This window comes from Zhihengliuella sp. ISTPL4 (assembly GCF_002848265.1).
GTDB lineage: Bacteria > Actinomycetota > Actinomycetes > Actinomycetales > Microbacteriaceae > Microbacterium.
The window spans coordinates 1,349,863-1,372,237 of sequence record NZ_CP025422.1; the positions used below are offsets into that span (position 1 = coordinate 1,349,863).

A 22,375-nucleotide genomic window follows, 5' to 3' on the forward strand; every position below is an offset into this window, starting at 1 on the left:
CCGCCACGGGCACTCGCGCCAGATCAGGCTTCCGGCCCAGAGGTCGCCTGTGCTCGCGCGAGCGCCTGCTTCGCGCGAACGCCCGGGGACACAGGCATCCGCGCGAAATCAGGCCCGTGGTGCAGGTGGTGCCTGAAGTGGCGCGCGCGCCTGATGCGGCGGACAGCCTCGGGCGCGTCCCAGGCGGCGGGGAACGCGAAAGGGCACCCCGTGGGGGTGCCCTTCCGTGTGCGCAGGAGGATCACTCCGCGGCGGCCTCCAGCTCCAGGAGCTTCTCGACGGCCGCGGTGAGCCGCTTATCCGCTTCGCCGAACTTCTCCAGGTCGCCCTCGGTGAGAGCCGCCTGGCGGTCGAGCAGCGCCTGCTGCGCCTGCGCCAGGGCATCGGCCTGTTCGTCCGTCGGAGTCGGCGGCGTGGTCGGCGTCTCGCCGGTGTCGGGATCGGTCGTTCCGGGATCGGTGGGTTCGACCTCGTCGTCACCACCGGTCGCACCGGAGTCGCCGCCGAACAGCGTGTCGAGCGCCTCGGTCAGGGTGTTCTCGAAGGCCACCCGGTCCCCGAAGGCGACGAGCACCTTCTGCAGACGCGGGAGCTGCGTGCCCTCCGAGGACTGCACGTAGACCGGCTGGACATAGAGCAGACCGCCACCGACGGGAAGCGTCAGCAAGTTGCCGTAGATGACCTCGGACTCCCCCTGCTGGAGCAGGTTGAGCTGCGGGACCACGGCCGTGTCCGAGTTGTACGTGTTCTGCACCTGACCGGGACCGGGCACCGTGGTGTCCGTGTCGATCTCCAGCATGCGCAACTGCCCGTACCCCTCCGCCTTCACGCCCTTCTCGGCGCCGGCGTCCGAGTCGACGGCCAGGTAGCCCATCAGCACGTCGCGGCTGCCTCCCGCGCCCTGGGACGCCGGGATGAAGGTCGAGAACATGGAGAACCGCGGTTCCTCCTGACCCGGCATCTGCATCGTCAGGTAGTACGGCGGCTGCAGCATCGCGTCGCTGCGCGGGTCGTTCGGCGTCTGCCAGCGGTTGTCCTGCTGGGCGAACGAGCCCGCCTTGTCGACGTGGTAGATGCCCAGGATGTCGCGCTGCACCTTGAACAGGTCGGTCGGGTACCGGACGTGGCTCATGAGCTCGCCCGACATCTCGCTGATCGGCTTGAGGGTCGACGGATACACCTTCTGCCAGGTCTTCAGGACGGGGTCCTCCTCGTCCCAGGCATACAGCGTGACCGAGCCGTCGTACGCGTCGACCGTGGCCTTGACCGAGTTGCGGATGTAGTTGATGTCGTCGATCGCGAGCGACGGCGTCGGCACGTTCGAGTCGGCGATCGCGTCGGACAGGCTCACGCTCGTCGAGTACGGGTACGTCGAGCTGGTGGTGTAACCGTCCACGATCCAGACGATGCGGCCGTCCACCACGCTCGGGTACGGGTCACTGTCGAGCTCGAGGTACGGCGCGACCTTCTGCACGCGCGTCGTCGGGTCGCGGTCGTAGAGGATCTGGGAGTCCTCGTTGACGAGGTTCGAGAACAGGATCTGCTCCGACTGGAACTTGAGCGCGTAGAGCAGCTTGGTGAAGCTGTCGCCGATCCTCGGACCGCCGTTCCCGGAGAACGTGGTCTTCGTCTCACTCGACCCGTCCTTGCCGCGCGGGTAATCGATCTCGACGGGGTCGGCCCCCTCGGGAGCGCCGACGATGGAGTACTCCGGGGAGTTCTCGCCGAAGTAGACCCGCGGCTCGAAATCGCCCTGCTCGGACAGGAAGCCGGAGGTCGGGATGCCGCGCTCGAGGAAGACGGGCTCGCCGTCGGTCGTGCGCTGGTTACCCGCCGCGGCGACGAGGCCGTAGCCGTGCGTGTAGACCGCGACGCGGTTGTTCCAGTTGTCGCCGTCACCCAGGCCGGACATGTCGAGGTCGCGGACGGAGACGACCGTGTCCTGCTTCACGCCGTCGATCTCGTAGCGGTCGACGTCCATGTTGGTCTGGAACTGGTAGTACCCGCGGTACTGCTCGAGCTGGCGGACCGTCGGCGGGATGACCTTCGGGTCCATGATGCGGATCGACGCGGTGGTCTCGGCGTCGGCGCGGAGCTGCCCCGCCTCGGCGTCCGTCTCGGCCTCGAAGGCGGTCGTCTCCAGGTCGGCGACGCCGTAGGCCTCCTTCGTGCCGTCGATGTTCCGCTGGTAGTACTCGGCCTGGTAGGCGTTCTGGTTCGGCTTCACCTGGAACGTGGTGACGACCCAGGGGTAGCCGATGCCGATGACGAGCGACGCCACGATCAGCAGCGCGGTCGCCGCGAGCGGGAAGCGCCAGCGGCCGATGACGGCGGTGATGAAGAACAGGATGGCGACGACGGCCGCGATGATCGCGAGGATGCCGAGGCCGGGGATGGTCGCGTTGGCACCCGTGTAGGCGGCACCCGTGATCCGGTCATCCGGCTCGACGAGGGTCTTGTAGCGGTCCAGCCACAGGCTCGCCGCCTGGACGAGCAGGTAGAGGCCCGCGATGACCGCGAGCTGGATGCGGGCCGGCTTCGAGATCCGGAGCTCTCCCTGGCCGATACGCACCGAGCCGTAGAGGTAGGACACCAGCGCGGTGACGAGCAGACAGAGCAGCAGGACGGCGGACACGAACGCGAGGAGGATCGAGTAGAACGGCATCGCGAACATGTAGAAGCCGGTGTCGACACCGAACTGCGGGTCGACGTCGCCGGTGGCGACGCCGTTGGCCCACAGCCACACGGTCTTCCAGTTGCCCGCCGCCGCGAAGCCCGCGAAGAGGCCGAAGAAGATCGGCATGCCCCACATCGCCAGGCGGCGCAGCGGTTCGATGACCTCCTGGTAGCGGTCGAGCTGCGAGCTCAGCCGGACGTAGACCGGACGCAGCCGGTAGGCGAGCTGGATGACGACGAACAGCGGAACCGCCATGCCGAGGAAGCCGATGACGAACATCACCGCCGTCGCGATCCACTGCGTGGTGAGCACGCCGGTGAACCCGACCTGGTCGAACCAGAGGAATTCGGTGTAGAGCGACGCGAAGACGAAGAACGCCGCGATGAGCGCGGCGATGATCACCAGGGAGATTCCGAGGATGCGTCGGGAGGTTCGAGGCGTGGCCGGGGGCTGGGCTGGGGTCGAGGTCACTCCTCCATCCTAGGCACCGCTCGCTGTGGGCGGGCTGTCACACCGGTCACGGCGGGGTCACGACCCGCCGGCTCAGGCGGCAGGGACGTCGCAGGTCGGCAACGCGTCGACGTCGCCGTCTTCGGCGATGACCTCGAGCGCCGCCAGCGATTCGTCGAGGGTTCCGGTGCGGATGACCTGCAGGCCGTCCGGCACGTGTCCCACGACCTCGTCGCAGTTGGCCTCCGGGGCGAGGAAGTAGTCCGCACCGGCATCACGGGCGCCGTAGAGCTTCTGACGGATGCCGCCGATCGGCCCGACGGTCCCCTCGGCGTCGATCGTCCCCGTGCCGGCGATGTCCTTGCCGCCGTTCAGCTCGCCCGGCGTCAGGGTGTCGATGATCCCGAGAGCGAACATCATGCCCGCGCTGGGGCCGCCGACGTTGTCGAGCTGGATCGTCACGTCGACCTCGAAGTCGTAATCGGTGCGCAGCGTGATGCCGATCAGCCACGTCGTCGTGCCGTCCTGGGTCTGCTCCTCCGGGGTGATCTCGACGGTCTGCTCCGCGCCGTCCCGGCGCACGGTCAGCGCCACCGGCTCGCCTCCCGCCTCCTGGATCGCTTCACGCAGCGCGGTGGCGGAGGTCACGGGCGCACCGTCGATCGCGGTGATCACGTCGTCCGCCTCGAGGAGACCGTCGGCCGGGGAGCCTTCGACCGCATCGACGACGACGACCTCGGCCCCGGTGTCGTAGCCGAGCTCGTTCAGCGCGGCGGCCGTCGCCTCGTGCTGCGAGTCGACCATGAGCATCGCGTTGCGCTCGTCCCGCTGCTCGGTGGTGACCCCCTCGGGGAACACCGCATCCAGCGGAACGACGGCCCGCGAGGAGTCCATCCATGCCAGGGCCAGCTCGAACCAGCTCGGCGTCCGCTCCCGATTGCCGACGACCTGGACGGTGGTGAGGTCGAGGGTGCCGCCCGTTTCATACGTCTCGGTCCCCTCGACGCTGATGAGCGGGACCTGCTCGCCGTCCGCGTTCTTCGCGGTGCCGAGGGTGTCGTACACGGGTCCCGGGCGCTGGATCACGTACGGCGACGGCAGGAAGGTCAGGACGGCAAGCGCGGCGAGCGCGACCACCAGTGCCCAGACCCCGAGTCCGAGCTTCCCTGCGCGCGGTCGTTCCACAGCAATCCTCCGTCGTTCGCGAGCGGCGTACAGCGATCTGCCCGCTTCGGGGTCGCGCACTGAAACCTGTGACTAGCGTAGATGCCACGGCTTCAGACGTGCTGAGAGGGCGAGGACATGGCGGACAACGAACCGAACCCGGAGGACTTCCAGGAGTTCCTGCGACGGATGCTCTCGAACCAGGGCGGTGGTGACATCGACCCCGAAGCGCTGCGCGGTGCTTTCCAGGGGATGGACGGTTTCACGTTCGACCCGGCGATGATGCAGACGATCATGTCGCAGCTCCAGGGTGCGTTCGGCGGCGACCCGTGGGAGAACGCGCTGCGGCAGGCACTGCACATCGCGAACCGCGAGGGGCAGGGTATCGAGGACGGCTCGCGGGCCTCCCTCGCCGACACGTTCGCTCTCGCGAACCTGTGGCTGGGCGAGGCGACGACCATCTCCGAGCTCGCCGCTCCTCCCGTGGCGATGACGCGCGGCGAGTGGGTCGAGAAGACGCTGCCGGTGTGGAAGGAGATCGCCGACCCGGTGTCGACGAGCATCGCGGACGCGCTGACGGCCGCCCTCGACACGCAGGTGCCGGAGGAGATGCGCGGCGTCGTGCAGGGCGCAGGGCGCCTCATGCGGGGCCTCGGCGGCTCGGTGTTCGCCGCGCAGTTCGGTCAGGTGCTCGGCAACCTCTCGCTCGAGGTCGTCTCCGGCGGAGACGTGGGCATCCCCGTGCTACCCGCGGGCACGGCCGCGGTGATCCCGCAGAACCTCACGGCGTTCGGCGAGGGACTCGAGATCCCCGACGACCAGATCGCCCTCTATGTCGCGACGCGCGAGCTCGCCTACGCCCGCCTGTACCGGCACGCCAAGTGGCTGCACCTTCACGTCATGGCGCAGATCACCGACTTCGCCCGCGGAGTGACGGTGGACGTGGACGCCCTGGAGGACGTCGCCAGCCGCCTCGACCCCTCGAACCCCGAGGAACTGCGGGCGGCGATCGAAGGGGGCGCCCTCCTCCCCACGCAGACCGAGGCGCAGCGTGAAGCGCTCGCCCGTCTGGAGAACCTCATCGCGACCATCGACGGCTGGGTCGACGTGGTCACGGCGGAGGCCACCTCCCGCCTCCCCGACGGTGGGCGCATCGCGGAGGCCGCACGGCGTCGCCGGGCCGTCGGCGGCCCCGCAGAGGACGCCCTCGGTGCCCTCGTCGGGCTCAAACTGCGACCGCGTCGCATCCGCGAGGCCTCGGCGATGTGGCGCGCCGTCACGGACGCGGTCGGCACCGCCGCCCGCGACTCCCTGTGGGACTACCCGGACCTCATGCCGACGGCGGAGGACATCGACGACCCGACCGCTCTCGTCGCCCGGCTGCAGGCCGCCGAGCGCGGGGAGCAGCCCGAGGCCGACGAGTTCGATGAGGCTCTCGCCCGGCTGCTGGACGGCGACGACTTCTCCGCCGAGACCCCCGGCGAGGATGCCGATGCGGCTCCCGGCGACGAGGGTGACGACGAGGCTCCGGAGGGCGAGCGCCCGGTCTGAGCCCGCATCATCCGGATCGGGGACGGAAGACGACTCTCCCTCCCCGATCTCGGACGGACCGCGAACTTCTCCACCGATCCCCCGAATCGACCCGCGGGCTCCCGGTGCTCCGCAGAATCGAGGGGTGCCGCTCACCCCCACGACCCTGACCCGTCTCGACCCCGCCCTCCCGCTGGTCTGGCGCGACGCGACGACCCTCCAGGTGGGCGACGACCCCGCCATCCGGGTAGCGGTATCCGCCCCGTGGGTGGAACGGCTGCTCAGTCGTATGCGGCGCGGCTTCCGACGCAGCGCCTTCGATGTGATCGCGCACCGTGCGGGCGCCCCACGGGAGGAAGCCCGACGGCTGCTGGCTCTCGTCGAGCCCGCCCTGCAGGAGGAGCCGGTGCTCCCGCGCGTCGCCCGGGTGGTGTCGCTCGGACTGACCGATCTCCGCACGGAGGCGCGGCTGTGCGAGGTCCTCACCGACGAAGGCGTGCCCCTCGCCACCTCCGAGACCCCGATTGCGGCGGCGGTCGCCGTCGTCCTCGTCCCGGGCGCGGCTGCGGCCGTGCAGTTCGCTCCCTTCCTGCGCACAGATGCGCCGCACCTGCCCATCGCCGTCGAGCCGGCGCGCATCACCGTGGGACCGCTCGTCCGGCCCGGACGCACGCCCTGCCTGAGCTGCCGGGATGCCGAGGACACCGCCTGCGACCCGGCGTGGCCACTGATCCACGGTCAGCTCGTCGGCCGCGACCCCGGACGCATCACGCTCGCCAGGGTGGCGGCCGCCGGAGCCGTCGCGGCACGCCTCCTCGCGGCGGCCGATCCGGCGCGCAGCGCTCGGATCAACGCGGACGGCGGGACCGCGTGGCGTTCGGTGCGGTTTCACGCAGAATGCCTGTGCCGCGGCCCGTCGTCCCCATCTCCGCCAGGAACCGCGACGGCGCCCGCTCGCCGCGCCCCGCCGACCGCGCCCACGACAGCTCCAGCGTGCGCGCCGCTCGCGTGACGCCCACGTAGGCCAGGCGCCGCTCCTCGTCGATCGCCTCGAAGGTCGTCGCGTACGAGATGGGCAGGGAGCCCTCCGCCCATCCGGCCAGGTAGACGTGCGGCCACTCGAGACCCTTCGCGGCGTGCAGGGTCGACAGCGTCACCGTCCGCATCGTCGGCTCGTGCTGATCCTTCGCCCTGGCCATCAGCTCGTCGCTGAAGGACCGAAGGTTCGTCTCCGGCCCCGCCTCCTCGGCGAGACGCAGGATCGCGCGCCGCGCCTCCCAGCCGTCGCGCTGGGCGCCTCCGGCCGCGGGCGGCTCCTCCGTCAGCCCGAGTTCACGGAGCACGCGGCGCACCCCGGGGAGGAAACCGTGCTCGGTCGGCGCCACCGCCGCGGCACGGAGCGCGAGGATCGCCTGGCGCACCTCCGGCATGGCGAAGAACCGCGTGCCGCCCAACACCGAGGTGGCGATCCCCTCGGCGGCGAGCGCCTGCTGCAGAACCGCGGATTGGGCGTGGGCGCGATACAGCACCGCGATCTCCGCCGGGGACGCGCCGCCCGCGATACGGCCGGCGATGCCCGCGGCGATACCCGCGGCCTCCTCGGCCTCGGAATCGTACGCTGTGACCGTGGGCGGCTCCGCCGTGAACTGCTCGCGGGCGGGGACCAGCTCCAAGGCACCCGGTCGCCCGCGCATGAGAGCGTTCGCCGCCGTCAGGATCGGAGCCTGCGACCGGTAGTTCGTCTCCAGACGCACGACGGTCGCGTCCGGGTGCCGTCGCTCGAACTCGAGGAGGAACCGCTGCTCCGCCCCCGCGAAGGAGTAGATCGTCTGGCTGGCGTCGCCGACGACGCAGATGTCGTGCCGATCCCCCAGCCACAATTCCAGGAGACGATTCTGGAGGGGCGACACGTCCTGGAACTCGTCGACGGTGAAGTGCCGGTACTGCTCGTGGACGGCGGCCGCCACCCGCGGCTCCGTCTCCAGCATGCCCGCGCACGCGAGCAGGACGTCCTCGAAGTCGAGCTGATGACGCTCGTCCTTCAACGCCTCGTAGCCGCGCATGAGCTCCACGAGCTGGGTCGCGTCGATCCCGCTGACCGGGCGCCCGAGTTCGGCGTACCGGTCGATCGAGATCATGGACACCTTCCGCCACTCGATCTCGGAGGCGATGTCACGCAGCGTCGCGGTGCTCGGACGCAGGCGGATGGCGTCGGCGGCCTGGCCGAGCATCCGCACCTTGTTGTCGATGATCGACGGGGCAGGCGCCCCTGCCAGCGTCGGCCAGAAGAAGTTGAGCTGTGCGAGGGCGGCCGCATGGAAGGTGCGGGCCGCGACGCCCTCCACCCCCAGCGCCCGGAGGCGGCCGCGGAGCTCGCCGGCGGCCTTCGCCGTGAACGTCACCGCCATCACGCGGGACGGCGAGTACGCGCCGGTGTCGATCCCATGCGCGATGCGATGGGTGATCACCCGCGTCTTGCCGGTCCCGGCTCCCGCGAGCACCGCCACCGGACCGCGCAGGACCGAGGCCGCCGCTCGCTGCCGCTCGTCGAGGGCATCGAGTGCGCTCACGGGCGCTCCTCGAACCAGTCGACGATGAGGGCGCGCGCGATCGAAGCGGGGCCCGGCAAACCGACGGGGCCGTCCCCGGCGAGCGCGGCGCCGATCTCCGTGCGCGTGAACCACCGGACGTCGATGATCTCCTCGCCGTCCGGTCGCGCCGCGGCCTCGTCTTCGACCACCGCGCGGAAGCCGACCATGAGCGACCGCGGAAACGGCCACGGCTGCGAGGAGATGTAGCGCAACGCCGAGAGCCGCACCCCGGACTCCTCCTCGATCTCCCGGTGCACGGTGGCTTCGAGGGACTCGCCCGCCTCCGTGAATCCGGCGAAACAGGAGTACATGCGTCCGCCCCAGGCGGCGTTGGCGCCGAGCAGCAGCCGCTCGCCGTCTGCGCTCTCGACGGCGACGATCACGGCAGGATCGGTCCGCGGGAAGTGCTCGCGCCCGCACACGAGGCAGCGACGCGACCAGCCCGCGTTGCGCAGCTCCGTCCCTCCCCCGCACGTGGGGCAGAACGGGGCGTCCCGGAGCCATCCGGCCAGCGAGACCGCGGCGACGAGCACCTCGGACTCGCCCGCGTCCAATCGTCCGCCGAGGTCGCGGAGTCCGAGCCAGATCTCGTCGGGTGCCGTGTCCAGGGCCTCGGTCTCGGGCGGCAGCGCGGCGAGCAGGAGCGCCGCGCCGTCGGCATCCCGCCCCAGGAGCGCCCAGGTGCCGTCGGCGACCTCGTCCGCGGAGACGCGCAGCAGCGCGGAGGCCGCCACGCGCACACGCCCCTCCCGGACGACGACGACGCGCGAGCCTGCGTCGTCGCGCAGACGCTCGAGCACGCCCTCCTCCTCGCGGAGTTCGGCGGCGCGGTCGAAGAACGGGCGCGGAATGCTCATCGACTCCCCCTTTCACGGGCGTGGCGGAGGCGGGACCGCCCCTGAGCCGACCTACCCTGGGGGCATGGGACGCTCTCCATTCACTCTAGCCGCGGCGGTGACGGCCGCACTTCCCGGCGCGGAGGTCACGGGCACCCGGGCGCTCACCGCGGACGGCGACGGGCGCTTCGACTCCGCCGTCGCCTCGCTCGCCGACGGCCGGGAACTCGCGATCCGCGTGGCGGACGACGATGACGCGGCGCGGGAGCTGGCGGCGGAAGCCCTGGCACTGCGCGCCCTCACCGACGGCGCGCGTGCCATGCTGCCGTTCCGCGCCCCCGGTTACATCGGCGAGACCAGGGTGGGCGAGGGACGTGCGCTCGTGACCGAGCTGCTCCCCGGCTTCCAGATCGAGGCGTCGATGGTGCCCGCCGGACGCGGTGCCGCGGAATCCATGGGAGCCGCGATCGCCGCCGTGCACGGGCTGCCGACGTCGGTCGTCCGCGGCGCCGGACTCGTGATGCGCAGCGCCGAGGAGAGCCGCGCCGAGCTGGAGCGGCTCGTCGACACCGCGGCCGCCACCGGACGCGTCCCTGCCCGCCTCACCGTGCGGTGGCGGGATGCCGTCGCCGACGACGACCTCTGGCGCTTCGAGTCGACCGTCGTGCTCGGCGGCGCGCAGGCGACGTCCTTCCTCTTCGACGACCACCCCGAGCGCGGCCCCGAGGTCACCGGCGTGATCGGCTGGCACGGTCTCGCGGTCGGCGATCCGGCACTCGATCTCTCCTGGCTGTCCGCGGCTCCCGACGCGGCGGCCGACGTGCATGGCGCCTACGCCCGTGCCATGGACCGTACTCCCGATGCCGGGCTCGAGGTCCGCGCGCGTCTGCTCGCCGAGCTGGAGTTCGCGCGCTGGCTCGTCCACGGGGATGCGCTGCGGCGCGAGGACATCGTGGAAGACGCGGCCGCCCTGCTCGAGGCTCTCGCCGACGGCCTGCGCCACGACGACCTCGCCGTGCCCGGCGATCGACGCTCCGATGTGGACTCCGCGATGGACGCGCTCGATCGTGTGCCGGTGGCGACCACCCCCGAGGTGGACACGTCGATGCAGACCGACGCCTACAACCCGGAAGAGCTCTGGGCGGCGGAGGCGGACGAGGACGACCGCGACGCTGCGGACACGACGACACCGGCGGAGCAGGACGTCGAGCCCGCGAGCGCTCCGTCGCAGCCCGACGCCGACCGGCGCGCGGCCATGGCGAGCATCGAGACCGAGGACCTCTCCGGCGTCGCCCACGCGTTCGCCGAGGCGCACGGGAGCACACGGGGCGAGGCTCCCGCGCTCACGTCCTCCCCCGCCGCGGACGACGACGACTCCGAAGAGGCTCAGCGCGCGGCGCGAGCAGCGCTCCAGCGCTGGAAGAGCTCCTCCTCGGAGTAGACACGGTCGCCGCGGATGACGAGGTCGTCGGCCACGTAGTAGAGAGCCACGTCGATCTCGTCGAGCGGGACACCGAAGCGCCGATGATACGCGAGCCGGTAGAGGGCCAGCTGCAGCATCCGCTCCTCCCGCTCCTGCGGCGTTCGCGGCGCCCGCCCGGTCTTCCAGTCGACGATCTCGATCCGTCCGCCGCGGTCGGCGCGTCGGTACACCGCGTCGAGCTTGCAGATGACGATGTGGGCGTCCGCCGGGTCGGCGTACACGCCCGGGAGGCCGGCTCCGAGCGCGAAGTCGATCTCGATCTCCACGGCGAGCGGCTGCAGAGTCCCCCACTCGCTCCGTTCGAAGGTCTCCTGCAACGCGGCGAGGTCGGCGGCGTCCGCCGCTGCCCCCGATACCGGCGTGTCGAGCGGAAGTCCGGCCTCCGGTTCGTCCTCGTCGATTTCCCACAGCGCCTCGTCCACCCGGGTTCCGACGCCGACGAGTTCGGAGCGCTGTTCGACCCACGCGTGGAACAGGGTCCCGAGGCGGGTCTGGCGGTACGGTCGCTCCGGCATCGGGCGCACCAGGGAGGAAAGGGTACCGGTGTAGTCCGTCACGTAGTCCTTGAACCGGGAGGCGGGCACGCGGGTGGGCGCCTCGGCGTCGGCGCCGCGCTGGCGGGCCGCGCGCTCGTCGAGGAGCCGCCGCAGCTCCTCCGTCGGCGCCGCGGTGTCGTCGTGGAGGGCCTCCTCGACGGCTGTGGCGGCGGCGCTCACCACCGCCCGGCGTCCGCCGAGCGGGTCGAGCGGCCAGTGCAGCGTGGCGCCGGGGCCGTCGTACGGATTCTCGGCCGGATCGACCGGCGGGATCGCTTCGAGGCCGAGCACGTCGATGGCTTCCAGGAGATACGGGCTCGGTGTGCGCGGCGCCTTCTGGCCCGCCCAATGGGCTCCGCTGAGCAGCAGACCGCTCTTGGCCCTGGTCACCGCCACGTAGGCGAGGCGACGCTCCTCCTGACGCTGATACTCCCGGTAGGCGTCCTTGAAACGCTTCAGAGCGCCGCCGTGCGGGTTCGCTTTCGTCGCCCCGCCGGACAGCGACGCCTGCGCGAGCTTCTGCCGCTTCCCGGGGTCGGCCTCGCCCTCCATCGCCCCGTCCGGGTCCCAGACGAAGCGCGGCAGCGCATCGCGGTCCCCACGCAGCGCGAAGGGCACGACGCCGAACCCGAACCACCCCGAGGTGTCGGAAACGCGGCCCGGGAGTTCGTCGACGACGAGGCGGACGACGGCGACGGCGTCCCACTCCAGCCCCTTGGACCCGTGGATCGTGAGCAGCTGCACGACGCCGGGCTCGGGCGGCTCCGGGCGGGGCATCAGCTCGTCGGTGCTCTCCGCCTTGTCGAGCCAGGCCAGCAGACTGCCGATCGTGCCGCGCTCGTCGGCGGCGAGGAACGCGCGGACCTCGTCCGCGAACGCCCGCAGCTGGGTGGCCGCGACGCGTGCGGGCCCGCGGGTCTCGTTCGCAGCGAGCTCGATGTCCAGCCGCAGTTCGAGCTCGATGAGCCGGATGAGCTCCGGGATGGGCTGGGATGACGCCCGACGCAGACGTTCCAGCATCTCCCCCGCCGCCCGGATGCGGGAGCGTCCCTCGGGTGTGAGGCTCTCCAGCAGGCGGTAGTCGTCGCGGACCGCGCGGACGACATCGACCGCGTCCACGATGGAGACGGCCTCGTCGGCGCCTCGGGAGGAGCGCAGCCGCGCCCGCACCTCGTCCGGCAGAGGAAGGAGAGCGGTGTCGCGCTCCGCCAGCGCCCGCCCCAGTTCATACAGCGCCGCCATATCCGCCACTCCGACGCCGAAGCGCGGGCCGGTGAGGAGTCGGATCAGCGCCGAGCCGGCCGTCGGATCATGCACCACGCGCAGCGTCGAGACGACGTCGACGACCTCGGGCGTGGCGAGCAGGCCACCCAGACCGAGGATGCGGTGCGGAATCCCCCGCGCGGCGAGCGCGCCGGCGAAGGTCTGCATGTGCCGCTTGGACCGGAACAGGATCGCGCCGGTGTGCGGAGAGGCCGATGCCGCCTCATGAGCCGCTCGGCGCTCCGCGAACCAAGCCGCGACCTCGGCGGCCTCGTCATCGACGGTGAACGGGAAGCGCACGGCGACGGTGCCCTCCCCCGCTCCCGGACGCGGCTCCAGCGGCGGCACATCGAGTCCGGGTCTCTGCAGCGGTTCGAGCACCCGGTTGGCGACGTCGAGGATCCGCCGGTCGTTGCGCCAGCTCGTCATCAAACTGTAGGTGCGCACGCCGCCCGCGCTCGAGAAGGAGCGCGGGAACGCGTAGAGGTTGTCGGCGCTGGCCCCGCGCCACCCGTAGATCGACTGGTGCGGATCGCCGACCGCCATGACGGCGGCGTCGCGGAACAGCTCCGCCAGGAAGCGCGTCTGGATCACGGAGGTGTCCTGGTACTCGTCCAGCAGCACGACCCGGTGCTGCTCCCGGAGCTCGGTGCGAACGTCAGGCGCCGACTCCACGATGTCGTATGCCCCGGCCACCTGGTCCGCGAAGTCGAGCACACCGCGCCGGTCCTTCTCCGCGATGTAGTCGCGCACGAGCCGCGTCAGGGTGGGGAGGCTCCGCAGGTTGACCGCGGCCTTCTCCACGTCGGCGTTGGATCGGTACGGCTCGAACGCCGCCGCCTGAGCCGCCGCGAGACGCTCCGCCTCAGCGAGGTCGACGCGGTGGTCCAGCGCCTCGCCCGCGAGGCGCTGAACGGCGTCGATGACGGTCCCGAGCGCGTAGTCGACCTCCTCCAGCTCGGGCAGGTCGCTGCGGAGCACCACCTCGCGCGCCAGCATCCAGGACGCCGCCTGGCTGAGCATCGCCACGTCGGGATCCCGTCCGATGCGCGCGGCGTGCTCACGGACGATCCCGTCCGCGAAGGCGTTGTAGGTGGACACACGGGGGCGGATGAGGAGATCGTCCGCGGTGCGGACTGCTCCCGGTTCCCACCCCGTCCCGTGCCGGACCGCGAGTTCGTCGAGGACGTGGCTGCGCACGAGCTCTCGCTGGCGCCCCGGGGCGGCCTCCGCCACCCGGCGCAGCGATTCACCGGCCACGATCTCCGGCAGATGCGGAAGCAGTCCCCTCCGCCCGTACTCGTCCACGACGGCGAGACGGGCGCCGATGCGCTCCGCCAGCTCCCCCGCGGCCTTCCGGGTGAACGTCAGCCCGAGGACCTCGTCCCGGCGGACGAGTCCGTTCGCGACGAGCCAGACCACTCGCGCCGACATGGTCTCCGTCTTGCCGCTGCCGGCGCCGGCGACGACGAGCGCCGGCTCCAGCGGTGCCTCGATGACCTGCTGCTGCGCGGGGGTCGGCGTCGGGAGTCCGAGCGCGAGGGCGATGTCGGTCGCCGAGAGCGCGGCGTCCGGGGATCCTGCGGTCATGCGCTCACCGCCGGCACCGTGTGGATCCGACAGGGGTGGACGCGGCGTTGGGTGTCGGCGCAGTGCGCTTCGACCTGCGCGGTGAAGCTCGCCGCCGACATACCGCGGGCGACCTCCGCCACGCGGTGCAGGAACCGCGACCGCGCCTCGGTGTCGAGAGCGTGCTGATGCGCGACACGGTAGTCGCTCTTGGCGAGGGTCTTGGAGACGATCACGAGGCGCGCACCGCCGAGCGAGGCGGGCGAGGCGCCCGGCACGAGACCCTGCTGCACCGCGATCTGGTAAGCCGCCAGTTGAGCGTGATCGACGACGCCGCCGTCCGATTCCGGATCGGTCTTCCCCGTCTTGAGATCGACGACCACCGTCGTCCCCTCAGGGGCACCGGCCATGGATTCCCAGCCGCGTCCTCGCGCGTGTCCGTGCTCACCACCGCCGGGCGGATAGGCCTCGACGCGGTCGATGTAGCCGTGCACGATCGCGCGGTGCGCGCGGTCGTCTCCGACCGGGTGCACGGTCGGCTCCGGCGTCTCGCCGGAGACGTCGACGGCGAACCGGAACTCCACCTCGCTGCCGAGGACCCGTCCGCCGTCTCTCGTCACCTCGCCGATGTAACTGTGCAGCCGGTCGACGAAGAGGTCGGCGCGCCGACGCTCCTTCCGGCCGATCCAAGCGGTCTCGAAGTCGAGTTCGGGCCAGTGCTCGTCGACGATCGCCCGCATCCGCGCGAGGTCGCCGTCCGGCACCCGCTCCATCGCCTCGTGGACGATGGTGCCGATCCCGGCCGTGGGCGGCATGACGGTGTCCCCGCCGAGTGCGGAGACCACCCAGTTGAGTCCGCACTCCTCGTACGACTCCACGGCGGACGGGGAGACGCGTGCTCCCGCCGCGGCGAGGTCGCGCAGCGGCGCCGCGGTGGAGGGCGGGGTCACTCCGTACCAGTCCTGCGGATGCGCTCCGGGCACGCCCTCGCGGGCGAGGACCGCCAGTTGGGCGGCCGCCTCGCGGCGCGCGGGTTCGGAGCGCGTCGTGGTGAGCACCCGACGGTGCCGGGCGACCAGTCCGCGCAGCGTCAGGGGGTGCTCCGCAGAGGCATGGCGCTCCGGCGGCTCCGGTGCGGGGAGGAAACCGAAGAAGGCACTGGGCGTGAGGTCGTCGTCGTCCACGGCGGTGACGAGCAGGCGGTGTCGGGCTCGCGAGATCGCCCGCACGAACAGCCGCAGCTCGTCGTGCAGCGCCGCGCGGCGCCTGTCGAGGATGCCGGGAACCTCGATCGGCAGGCCGGAGCGTGCGGCGGCCAGAGCGTCGGCCAGACGCCAGGTCTGGAGCAGTCCGCCGCGCAGCCGGACATTGGGCCAGACGCCGTCCTGCAACCCCGCGACGACCACCGCATCGAACTCCGTTCCCAGGGCGGTCGCGGGCGTGAGCAGCGTGACCGTGCCGGGGCGCTCCGGGGCGGACAGCGTGTCCTCCGGCACCTCGCTGTCCAGGATGTCGCGCACGAACACTTCGGGGCGCTCGTTCGGGGTGCGCTCGACGAACCGCTTCGCCGCATCGAAGAGGGCCACGAGGGCATCCAGCGACCGCGCCGTCTCGGCGCCGGTCGGCAGGAGGGAGATCTCCCGCCACGCGACCTGCAGCCGCCGTCCGTCGACGGCCCTGGCCTGCTCCCAGATCCGCCAGAGCAGATCGTGGATCGTCTCGCCCGCGGCTGCGGCACGGGCGACCGCGGCCACCGTCTCCGCGAAACGCTCGGCGGTCCGCGACTCCGGTGCATCGATGAGCGTGAGGGTCGCGGGCGTCGACATCGCGGCCCGCAGGAGCTCCCTGGCCGGGGTGGAACCGCCCTGCCCGAGTTCGAGGTGCCGCAGCCGCGCGCGCAGCCGGCGGAGCGCGATCGCGTCCATGCCGCCGAACGGCGTCCGGAGGGCCTCCTCCCACGCCTGCACGGTGCGCTCCTCGTCCGGGGTCAGCGCGAGCCGCACGATGCCGACGATGTCACGCACGATCCCCTCGCTGCCGAGCGGACGCTGCACGCCCGCGGCCCGCGTCGGGATCTCCCGCGCGGCGAGCTCGGTCTCCAGGGCCGTGACTTGGCGGGTGTCATGGGCGATGACCGCCATCCGCTCCCACGGGACACCGGCGCTGAGGTGCCAGTCGCGCATGACCCCGGCGATGCGGTCGTACTCCTCGTAAGGCGACGGTGCGAGGAACGTCGTCACTTCCGCGCCCTCCTCCGCCTCCGCCGGCACCGGCGCGCGACGGTGCTCGACGCGCCCGGAGACGCCGATCGCCTGCGTCACCGTGCGCGTCAGCGCCGTCAGCAGCGGGCGCTGGCGATGGGCGCCGTCGAGCACATGCACCTTGCCGAGCGCGCCGGCGAGCTGCGCGAACAGCTCGGGGCTCGCTCCGCGGAAGGCACCGGAGGAGATGTCGGGGTCGCCGAACGCCTGCACCGCCACGCCCCGGTCCAGGAGGGCCCGCACGACGCCGATCCCTCCGCGTGTCAGCTCCTGGGCATCGTCGATGAGCACGACCCGCAGGGGCGCCAGCGGCCCGAGCGTCGCGCCGTCAGCCGTACGGAGAATCGCGGCTGCCTCGCTGAGCAGGTCGGCGGCATCGCGGTGCGCGGATCGCAGGGCGTCGAGCACCGTACGATATTCCTCCACGAAGTCGGCCGCTGCCGCCCAGACGGGGTCGCCGGTCGCGCGCAGTTCCCCGACGCTCGCGCCCAGTTCGGTGCATTCGGCGAGGAAGGCGCGCAGCTCGGACCGGAAGCCCTTGGAGGCGCGGACGGGCTCACTCAGAGCCGCCGGCCAGGAGATGCGCCCGTCCTCGGCGTCGCCGGCGAGCAGCTCGGCGATGATGCGGTCCTGATCGGCACCGGTGAGCAGAGCCGGAGGCTCGGACCCTTCTCGGACCATCGCACCGCGGACGAGCTGGAAGGCGAAAGACCCCAGCGACCGCGCCAGCGGTCCGGGTGTCGCCTGTCCGATGCGTACCCCGATGCGGTCGCGCAGCGCGGTCGCCGCCTGCCGGCTGGGTGTGAGCGCCAGCACCTCCTCCGGCCGCAGTCCCTCGGCGTCGAGAAGCCGCACGACGCGGTCGACGAGCGTGCGCGTCTTGCCGGTGCCCGGGGCGCCGATGACGACACCGGACGCGGTCGCCGGCGCCGTGATCACGGCTCGTTGCGCGGCGTCCGACCTCATCCCTCCACGCTATCGGGAGGCGCGGACATCGGCGTCGAGCACGGGGCTCGCCACAGGCTGTGCGCTCAGGGCGAAACCACCGGCGCCGCCGGTCCCCCCGGTCCGTCGCGCGATAGAGTTGCCGAGTCCGACGAACTTCAAGGAGCACGCGTGGAAATCCGCATCGGCATCATCAACACCGGCCGCGAGCTGAGCTTCGACACCGCCGCCACGGCGGACGAGGTCCGCACCCAGGTCTCCACAGCTCTGGAGCAGAGCGCCTCGCACCTGAGCTTCGCCGATGTGAAGGGGAACTCCTACATCGTGCCGACCGCGAACCTCGCCTACATCGAGCTGGGCACCGAGGAGTCGCGCCGCGTGGGCTTCGTCGCCTGAAACGCGCATGTACATCCTCCTCGCCCTCGTCGGTGCGTGCGTGCTCGGCATCGCCGTGCACTTCCTGATCGGTGGCCGCGAGCTGCGCGGCGTCGCGCTCGCTCCGGCGATCGCGACAGCGGTCGCGGCGGTCGTCTACACCGGCGCGCAGTGGGCCGGCGTCGGCGAGGACAGCGTCTGGCTGTGGCTCGCGAGCACCCTCGGCGCCGCGCTGGTCGCCGCCCTCGCGACGGCGGCCCTCACCGCGGCGCGTCGCCGCGGGGACGAGCGCACGAAGGCCGCCCTCGGGATCTGAGTCAGGACGCGAGGCCCATCGCGTCCATGCGCCGGGCGTGCGCCCCCATGAGCTCCGTGTACACGGGCTCGATGCGGGCCTCCTCCACGGCGAGGAGTTCCGGCCGCAGGGCCGCACGACAGACGAGGATCGTGTCGCCGACGAGGCGCCGCGCCCACATGGACAGCAGGGAGCGCCACTCCTCGTCGCTCTCGATCGTCTCCTGGATGATCGCGACGATCTCGTGCCGCGCATCGTCCTCGCGCAGGACCTCGGCGACCCGCCGCCCCGTCTCGCCATAGCTCCCGGCGAGCGCGAGGTAGAAGTCGTCGAGCATGCCGGCCGTGATGTAGACCGCGAGCAGGGTCTCGCGCGGTCGCGCGCCGATCGTCTTGCGCCGGAAGGCGTCCAGGTGCTCACGGAACGGGAGCATGAGCTGCGTCGGGTCCTCCCCGCGTGCCGCGATGAGGTCGACGATGCCGCGGTGCTTGGTGAGCGCGGCGCCCGCGGCCCGCGACAGGGATTCCTTCTCCGCGAGCTCGGGGGTGGCGCGGATGAGCCGCGTCAGCGTCTCGAAATACCCGAGCTGGAGGTAGGCGGCCTGACCGAGGAACCGGTCGAGCTCGGGTGCCAGCTCCGCGAAGTCGATGCGCGTCGCATCGCTCTGCTCGCCGCGGCTGCGCAGGGCGAGGGTGCGTCGCGGCGCGGCATCGCGCTGCCAGAACCACTTAACCACGAGGTGTTCCTCCCGAGTCGGCCACGTCGTTCACAATACTCGGGAGACGCGGTCCTCCCTGTCCTGAGCCGCCCCTCCGGTAGGCTGGGCGTGTCCCCGCCGTCGGAGCGGGGCCCCGCGCCTGTGGCACACGAGACGGCGTGGCTCCGTTTACGAGGCGATCGCGAGGTCGCCGGACAGGCATCTGAACACAGTGACAAGTTTCGCCGAACTCGGCATCGACCAGGACATCGTCGACGCACTGGCAGCGAAGGGCATCGTCGATGCCTTCCCGATCCAGGAGCAGACCATCCCCCTCGGCCTCCCGGGCCAGGACATCATCGGGCAGGCCAAGACCGGTACCGGCAAGACCTTCGGCTTCGGCATCCCGGTCGTGCAACGGCTCGGGAAGGACCCGGAGCCGGGCGTCAAGGCCCTCATCGTCGTCCCCACCCGCGAGCTCGCCGTGCAGGTCTACGAGGACATCGACCTCCTCACGAGCAACCGCTCCACGAGCGTCGTCGCGATCTACGGCGGCAAGGCGTACGAGGGGCAGATCGACCAGCTCAAGGCCGGAGCGCAGATCGTCGTCGGCACGCCCGGTCGTCTCATCGACCTCGCCGGCCAGCGTCTGCTCGACCTCTCGAACGCGACCGAGGTCGTGCTCGACGAGGCCGACAAGATGCTCGACCTCGGCTTCCTCGCCGACATCGAGAAGATCTTCCAGAAGGTTCCGGCGGTACGGCACACGCAGCTGTTCTCCGCGACCATGCCCGGTCCGATCGTCGCGCTGGCACGGCGGTTCATGACCAACCCGATCCACATCCGCGCCAACGACCCGGACGAGGGTCTGACGCAGGCGAACATCAAGCACCTCGTCTACCGCGCCCACTCGCTCGACAAGGACGAGGTCATCGCCCGCATCCTGCAGGCCGAGGGCCGGGGCAAGACCGTGATCTTCACGCGCACGAAGCGCGCGGCGCAGCGCCTGGTGGACGAGCTGAACGATCGCGGTTTCAACGTGGGCGGCGTGCACGGCGACATGGGCCAGGATCAGCGCGAGCGTTCGATGGCCGCCTTCAAGGCCGGCAAGAAGGACGTCCTCGTGGCGACCGATGTGGCGGCGCGAGGCATCGACGTCGACGACGTCACCCACGTCATCAACCACACGATCCCCGATGAGGAGAAGACGTACCTCCACCGCGCGGGACGCACGGGCCGCGCCGGCAAGACGGGCATCGCGGTCACGTTCGTGGACTGGGAGGACCTGCACAAGTGGGCGCTCATCAACCGCGCCCTCGAGTTCGGTCAGCCGGAGCCGATCGAGACCTACTCGTCGAGCCCGCACCTGTACACCGACCTCGACATCCCCGAGGGCACCAAGGGCCGGCTCGTGAGCGCGCCGAAGAAGGAAGCCCCCAAGACCGAGCGCGCTCGCCGTCCGGAGCGCGCCGCGGACGCCGCCGCCGAGGGTACCGCGGAGGGCGGCACGCGTCGCCGTCGGCGCCGTCGCAACGGCTCGTCCCCGGTCGGCTCCACGTTCGCGGAGGGCACGTCCGAGGGGGCATCCGGCGAGGGCTCTGCCGCGCCGACCGCTGACCGCGGCGCTGAGGGTGCCGGCACGCACGACGGCGCCGGCAAGGAGCACCATGACGGCAAGCCCGCTCCGGCACGCCGCCGTCGCCGCCGCCGCGGCGGTTCCGGTACCGGGGCGGCCCCCGTCACCGGCGCCTGATCCGCGTCATCGTCGTTCGAGGGGCGCCCCACGGTCTTCCGTGGGGCGCCCCTCGTCGTGCAGGAGGGAACCGGGGACCTGCGGCGGGTAGACCCACGCGACGAGCACCACGGAGATGATCATCAGGAGGAACCAGGAGCTGAGCTTGCTCAGCGACACCGGCTGCCACCCCTCCGCCTGGTCCGGGTACGCCCACGCGCCCGCCCACGTGCCGATGTTCTCGGCGAGGTAGATGAACACCGCCACCCCGGCGAACACCGCGAGGAGCGGGAGTCGGATGGTGCGGCGCCACACACGGGCGTGCATGACGGTCGGCAGCCACAGCACCACCACGCCGGCGAGGAGCAGCCACCGCGCATCCCACCACCAGTGGTGGGTGAAGAAGTTGACGTAGATGGCAGCGGCCAGGATCGCCGTCAGCCACCGACGCGGGTAGCGGGTGAATCCGAGGTCGAACAGGCGGTACACCCGCACCATGTAGGAGCCGACGGCCGCATACATGAAGCCGCTGAACAGCGGGACGCCGCCGATGCGGAGGATGCCGTCGGCCGCGTACGCCCAGGAGCCGACATCGGTCTTGAAGAGCTCCATCACGGTGCCCGTGATGTGGAAGAGCACGATCACCCAGAGCTCCCGTCCGCTCTCCAGGCGGAACACGAGCATCGCGACCTGGATGAGCACGGCCGCGATCGTCAAGGCGTCGTTGCGCGCGAGCGCCGCGTCGTCCGGGTACCAGAGGCGGGCGGCCACGATCAGCACCAGCAGCGCGGCCCCGAACACGCACGCCCACGCCTGCTTGAGGACGAAGACGACGAATTCGGCGAGTCCGGCACGGAAGCCCGATGTCGGCACCGCACGGAGAAGTCGACGAGCGGTCGCATCGACGCGGCGCTCGACGGAGGTGGCACGTTGCATGCCTGGGACCGTATCGGTCCGCCTCGACAGAACGCCGGGAGACCGCCGACAGTCCGCCGGACTCAGGGACGCCGCGGGGCGGTGCCCGAGGCGCGGTCGATGATGCGGCCCACCATGGCGTCCGCCGTGGTGTTCTCGCCCGGCACGTTGGGCTTGCCCGCCCCGTGGTAGTCGCTGGACCCGGTCAGGATGAGGTCGTGCGCGCCGGCCAGCTCGCGCAGGATCCGCTTCCCTGCTGCGGTGTTCTCCCGGTGGTCCACCTCGAAACCCGCCAGGCCCGCGTCGATGAGCCGTTCGATGTACGGCACGGGCATCATCCGGTCGCGACCGGCGGTCACGGGGTGGGCGATGATCGCCACGCCACCCGCCTCGGTGAGCAGCCGCACGGCGGTCAGTGGGTCCGGGGCGTAGTGCGGCTCGTAATAGCCCTCCCGCGGATGGAGTATTCCGTCGAAGGCCTCGCTCCGGTCTCGCACGATGCCACGCGCGACCAGGGCGTCGGCGATATGGGGGCGGCCGACGGTCGCGTCGAGCGTCGTCTGCGCGAGGACGTCGTCCCAATGCAGGTCGTAGTCGCGGCCGATGTTGCGGACGATGCGCTCCGCGCGACCGATCCGGTCGTTCCGGATCCGGTCGGTCTCGGCGCGCAGCGCTGCGTCCTCCGGGTCGAAGAGATACCCGAGGACGTGCACGCTGCGCCACTCGTGCTTGGCCGACAGCTCCATTCCCGGAAGGAAGGTCATGCCGAGGGCGACGGCGGCGTCACCGGCCTCCGTCCAACCGGTCGTGCGGTCATGGTCCGTGAGCGCCGCGGTCCGCACGCCGTGTCGGTGCGCCTGCCTCATGACCTCGGCGGGTGACTCGGTGCCGTCGGAATGGTTGGAGTGCAGGTGCAGGTCGGCGGGACCGGCGGGCGGAACGGGCATCCTCCGAGCGTACCGAGCACGGCGCCGCCCGGCGCGATATCGCCCACACGAAACGGCATGGATCCGCCGGCGCGAGGCAGAGATTTCTCAGGCGGCGCTTCTAGGCTGG

General features: G+C 71.5%; 14 protein-coding genes. 5 read left to right on the top strand and 9 right to left on the bottom strand.

Going from position 1 to position 22,375, the window contains the following annotated elements:
- Positions 1–241 precede the first annotated feature (241 nt).
- A complete protein-coding gene (locus CYL12_RS06520; protein WP_101846582.1) occupies positions 242–3,148 on the bottom strand; it encodes a UPF0182 family membrane protein in 2,907 nt (968 codons plus the stop codon).
- A gap of 72 nt (positions 3,149–3,220) precedes the next feature.
- Positions 3,221–4,312: a YlbL family protein gene (locus tag CYL12_RS06525; protein ID WP_101846584.1), complete on the bottom strand. Its 1,092-nt coding sequence runs from the start codon at positions 4,310–4,312 to the stop codon at positions 3,221–3,223.
- Positions 4,313–4,429: 117 nt separating this feature from the next.
- On the opposite strand from CYL12_RS06525, the gene CYL12_RS06530 reads away from it, so the two are divergent.
- The gene (locus CYL12_RS06530; protein ID WP_101846586.1) at positions 4,430–5,842 is read left to right on the top strand and encodes a zinc-dependent metalloprotease; all 1,413 of its coding nucleotides are present in this window, start codon (positions 4,430–4,432) and stop codon (positions 5,840–5,842) included.
- An 827-nt stretch (positions 5,843–6,669) separates the two neighbouring features.
- On the opposite strand, the gene CYL12_RS06535 is transcribed toward CYL12_RS06530, so the two are convergent.
- Together CYL12_RS06535 and nudC are read right to left on the bottom strand one after the other, a co-directional pair.
- Positions 6,670–8,391 (bottom strand): ATP-dependent helicase, encoded by a 1,722-nt coding sequence (locus tag CYL12_RS06535; protein ID WP_101846588.1) that lies wholly within the window; start codon positions 8,389–8,391, stop codon positions 6,670–6,672.
- Positions 8,388–9,269, bottom strand: coding sequence for an NAD(+) diphosphatase (nudC, locus tag CYL12_RS06540; RefSeq protein ID WP_101846590.1), 882 nt, complete (start codon positions 9,267–9,269; stop codon positions 8,388–8,390). Before nudC ends, CYL12_RS06535 begins: the two co-directional genes overlap by 4 nt.
- Positions 9,270–9,366: 97 nt before the next feature.
- Here nudC and CYL12_RS06545 point away from each other — a divergent pair, with 97 nt between their 5' ends.
- Positions 9,367–10,689, top strand: coding sequence for a protein kinase family protein (locus CYL12_RS06545; RefSeq protein ID WP_101846591.1), 1,323 nt, complete (start codon positions 9,367–9,369; stop codon positions 10,687–10,689).
- On the opposite strand, the gene CYL12_RS06550 is transcribed toward CYL12_RS06545, so the two are convergent.
- Positions 10,635–14,120 (bottom strand): ATP-dependent DNA helicase, encoded by a 3,486-nt coding sequence (locus tag CYL12_RS06550; RefSeq protein ID WP_101846593.1) that lies wholly within the window; start codon positions 14,118–14,120, stop codon positions 10,635–10,637. The two genes, CYL12_RS06545 and CYL12_RS06550, sit on opposite strands and share 55 nt — an antisense overlap.
- Positions 14,117–17,326, bottom strand: a complete 3,210-nt coding sequence (locus CYL12_RS06555; RefSeq protein WP_101846595.1) for an ATP-dependent helicase — start codon at positions 17,324–17,326, stop codon at positions 14,117–14,119. Before CYL12_RS06555 ends, CYL12_RS06550 begins: the two co-directional genes overlap by 4 nt.
- A gap of 150 nt (positions 17,327–17,476) precedes the next feature.
- On the opposite strand from CYL12_RS06555, the gene CYL12_RS06560 reads away from it, so the two are divergent.
- Complete coding sequence (locus tag CYL12_RS06560; RefSeq protein WP_101846597.1) at positions 17,477–17,701, top strand: DUF3107 domain-containing protein; 225 nt, start codon at positions 17,477–17,479, stop codon at positions 17,699–17,701.
- A gap of 7 nt (positions 17,702–17,708) precedes the next feature.
- Positions 17,709–17,996: a hypothetical protein gene (locus CYL12_RS06565; RefSeq protein WP_101846599.1), complete on the top strand. Its 288-nt coding sequence runs from the start codon at positions 17,709–17,711 to the stop codon at positions 17,994–17,996.
- A gap of 1 nt (position 17,997) precedes the next feature.
- Here the strand turns inward: CYL12_RS06565 and CYL12_RS06570 are convergent, their stop codons facing one another.
- Positions 17,998–18,711 (bottom strand): ferritin-like fold-containing protein, encoded by a 714-nt coding sequence (locus CYL12_RS06570; protein ID WP_101846601.1) that lies wholly within the window; start codon positions 18,709–18,711, stop codon positions 17,998–18,000.
- Positions 18,712–18,904: 193 nt separating this feature from the next.
- Between CYL12_RS06570 and CYL12_RS06575 the strand changes: the two genes are divergently transcribed.
- On the top strand, positions 18,905–20,425 hold the full coding sequence (locus CYL12_RS06575) for a DEAD/DEAH box helicase (RefSeq protein ID WP_101846603.1): 1,521 nt from the start codon (positions 18,905–18,907) through the stop codon (positions 20,423–20,425).
- A gap of 6 nt (positions 20,426–20,431) precedes the next feature.
- Here the strand turns inward: CYL12_RS06575 and CYL12_RS06580 are convergent, their stop codons facing one another.
- The gene (locus tag CYL12_RS06580) at positions 20,432–21,340 is read right to left on the bottom strand and encodes a DUF817 domain-containing protein (RefSeq protein WP_101846605.1); all 909 of its coding nucleotides are present in this window, start codon (positions 21,338–21,340) and stop codon (positions 20,432–20,434) included.
- 62 nt (positions 21,341–21,402) lie between these two features.
- On the bottom strand, positions 21,403–22,266 hold the full coding sequence (locus CYL12_RS06585) for a PHP domain-containing protein (protein ID WP_101846608.1): 864 nt from the start codon (positions 22,264–22,266) through the stop codon (positions 21,403–21,405).
- Between the last annotated feature and the right edge of the window lie 109 nt (positions 22,267–22,375).

Bases quoted from the DNA above. Each gene is read 5' to 3' on its own strand.
- CYL12_RS06565 (WP_101846599.1), top strand. From the start codon at position 17,709: ATGTACATCCTCCTCGCCCTCGTCGGTGCGTGCGTGCTCGGCATCGCC.
- CYL12_RS06585 (WP_101846608.1), bottom strand. From the start codon at position 22,266: ATGCCCGTTCCGCCCGCCGGTCCCGCCGACCTGCACCTGCACTCCAAC.
- CYL12_RS06550 (WP_101846593.1), bottom strand. From the start codon at position 14,120: ATGACCGCAGGATCCCCGGACGCCGCGCTCTCGGCGACCGACATCGCC.
- nudC (WP_101846590.1), bottom strand. From the start codon at position 9,269: ATGAGCATTCCGCGCCCGTTCTTCGACCGCGCCGCCGAACTCCGCGAG.
- CYL12_RS06555 (WP_101846595.1), bottom strand. From the start codon at position 17,326: ATGAGGTCGGACGCCGCGCAACGAGCCGTGATCACGGCGCCGGCGACC.
- CYL12_RS06580 (WP_101846605.1), bottom strand. From the start codon at position 21,340: ATGCAACGTGCCACCTCCGTCGAGCGCCGCGTCGATGCGACCGCTCGT.
- CYL12_RS06530 (WP_101846586.1), top strand. From the start codon at position 4,430: ATGGCGGACAACGAACCGAACCCGGAGGACTTCCAGGAGTTCCTGCGA.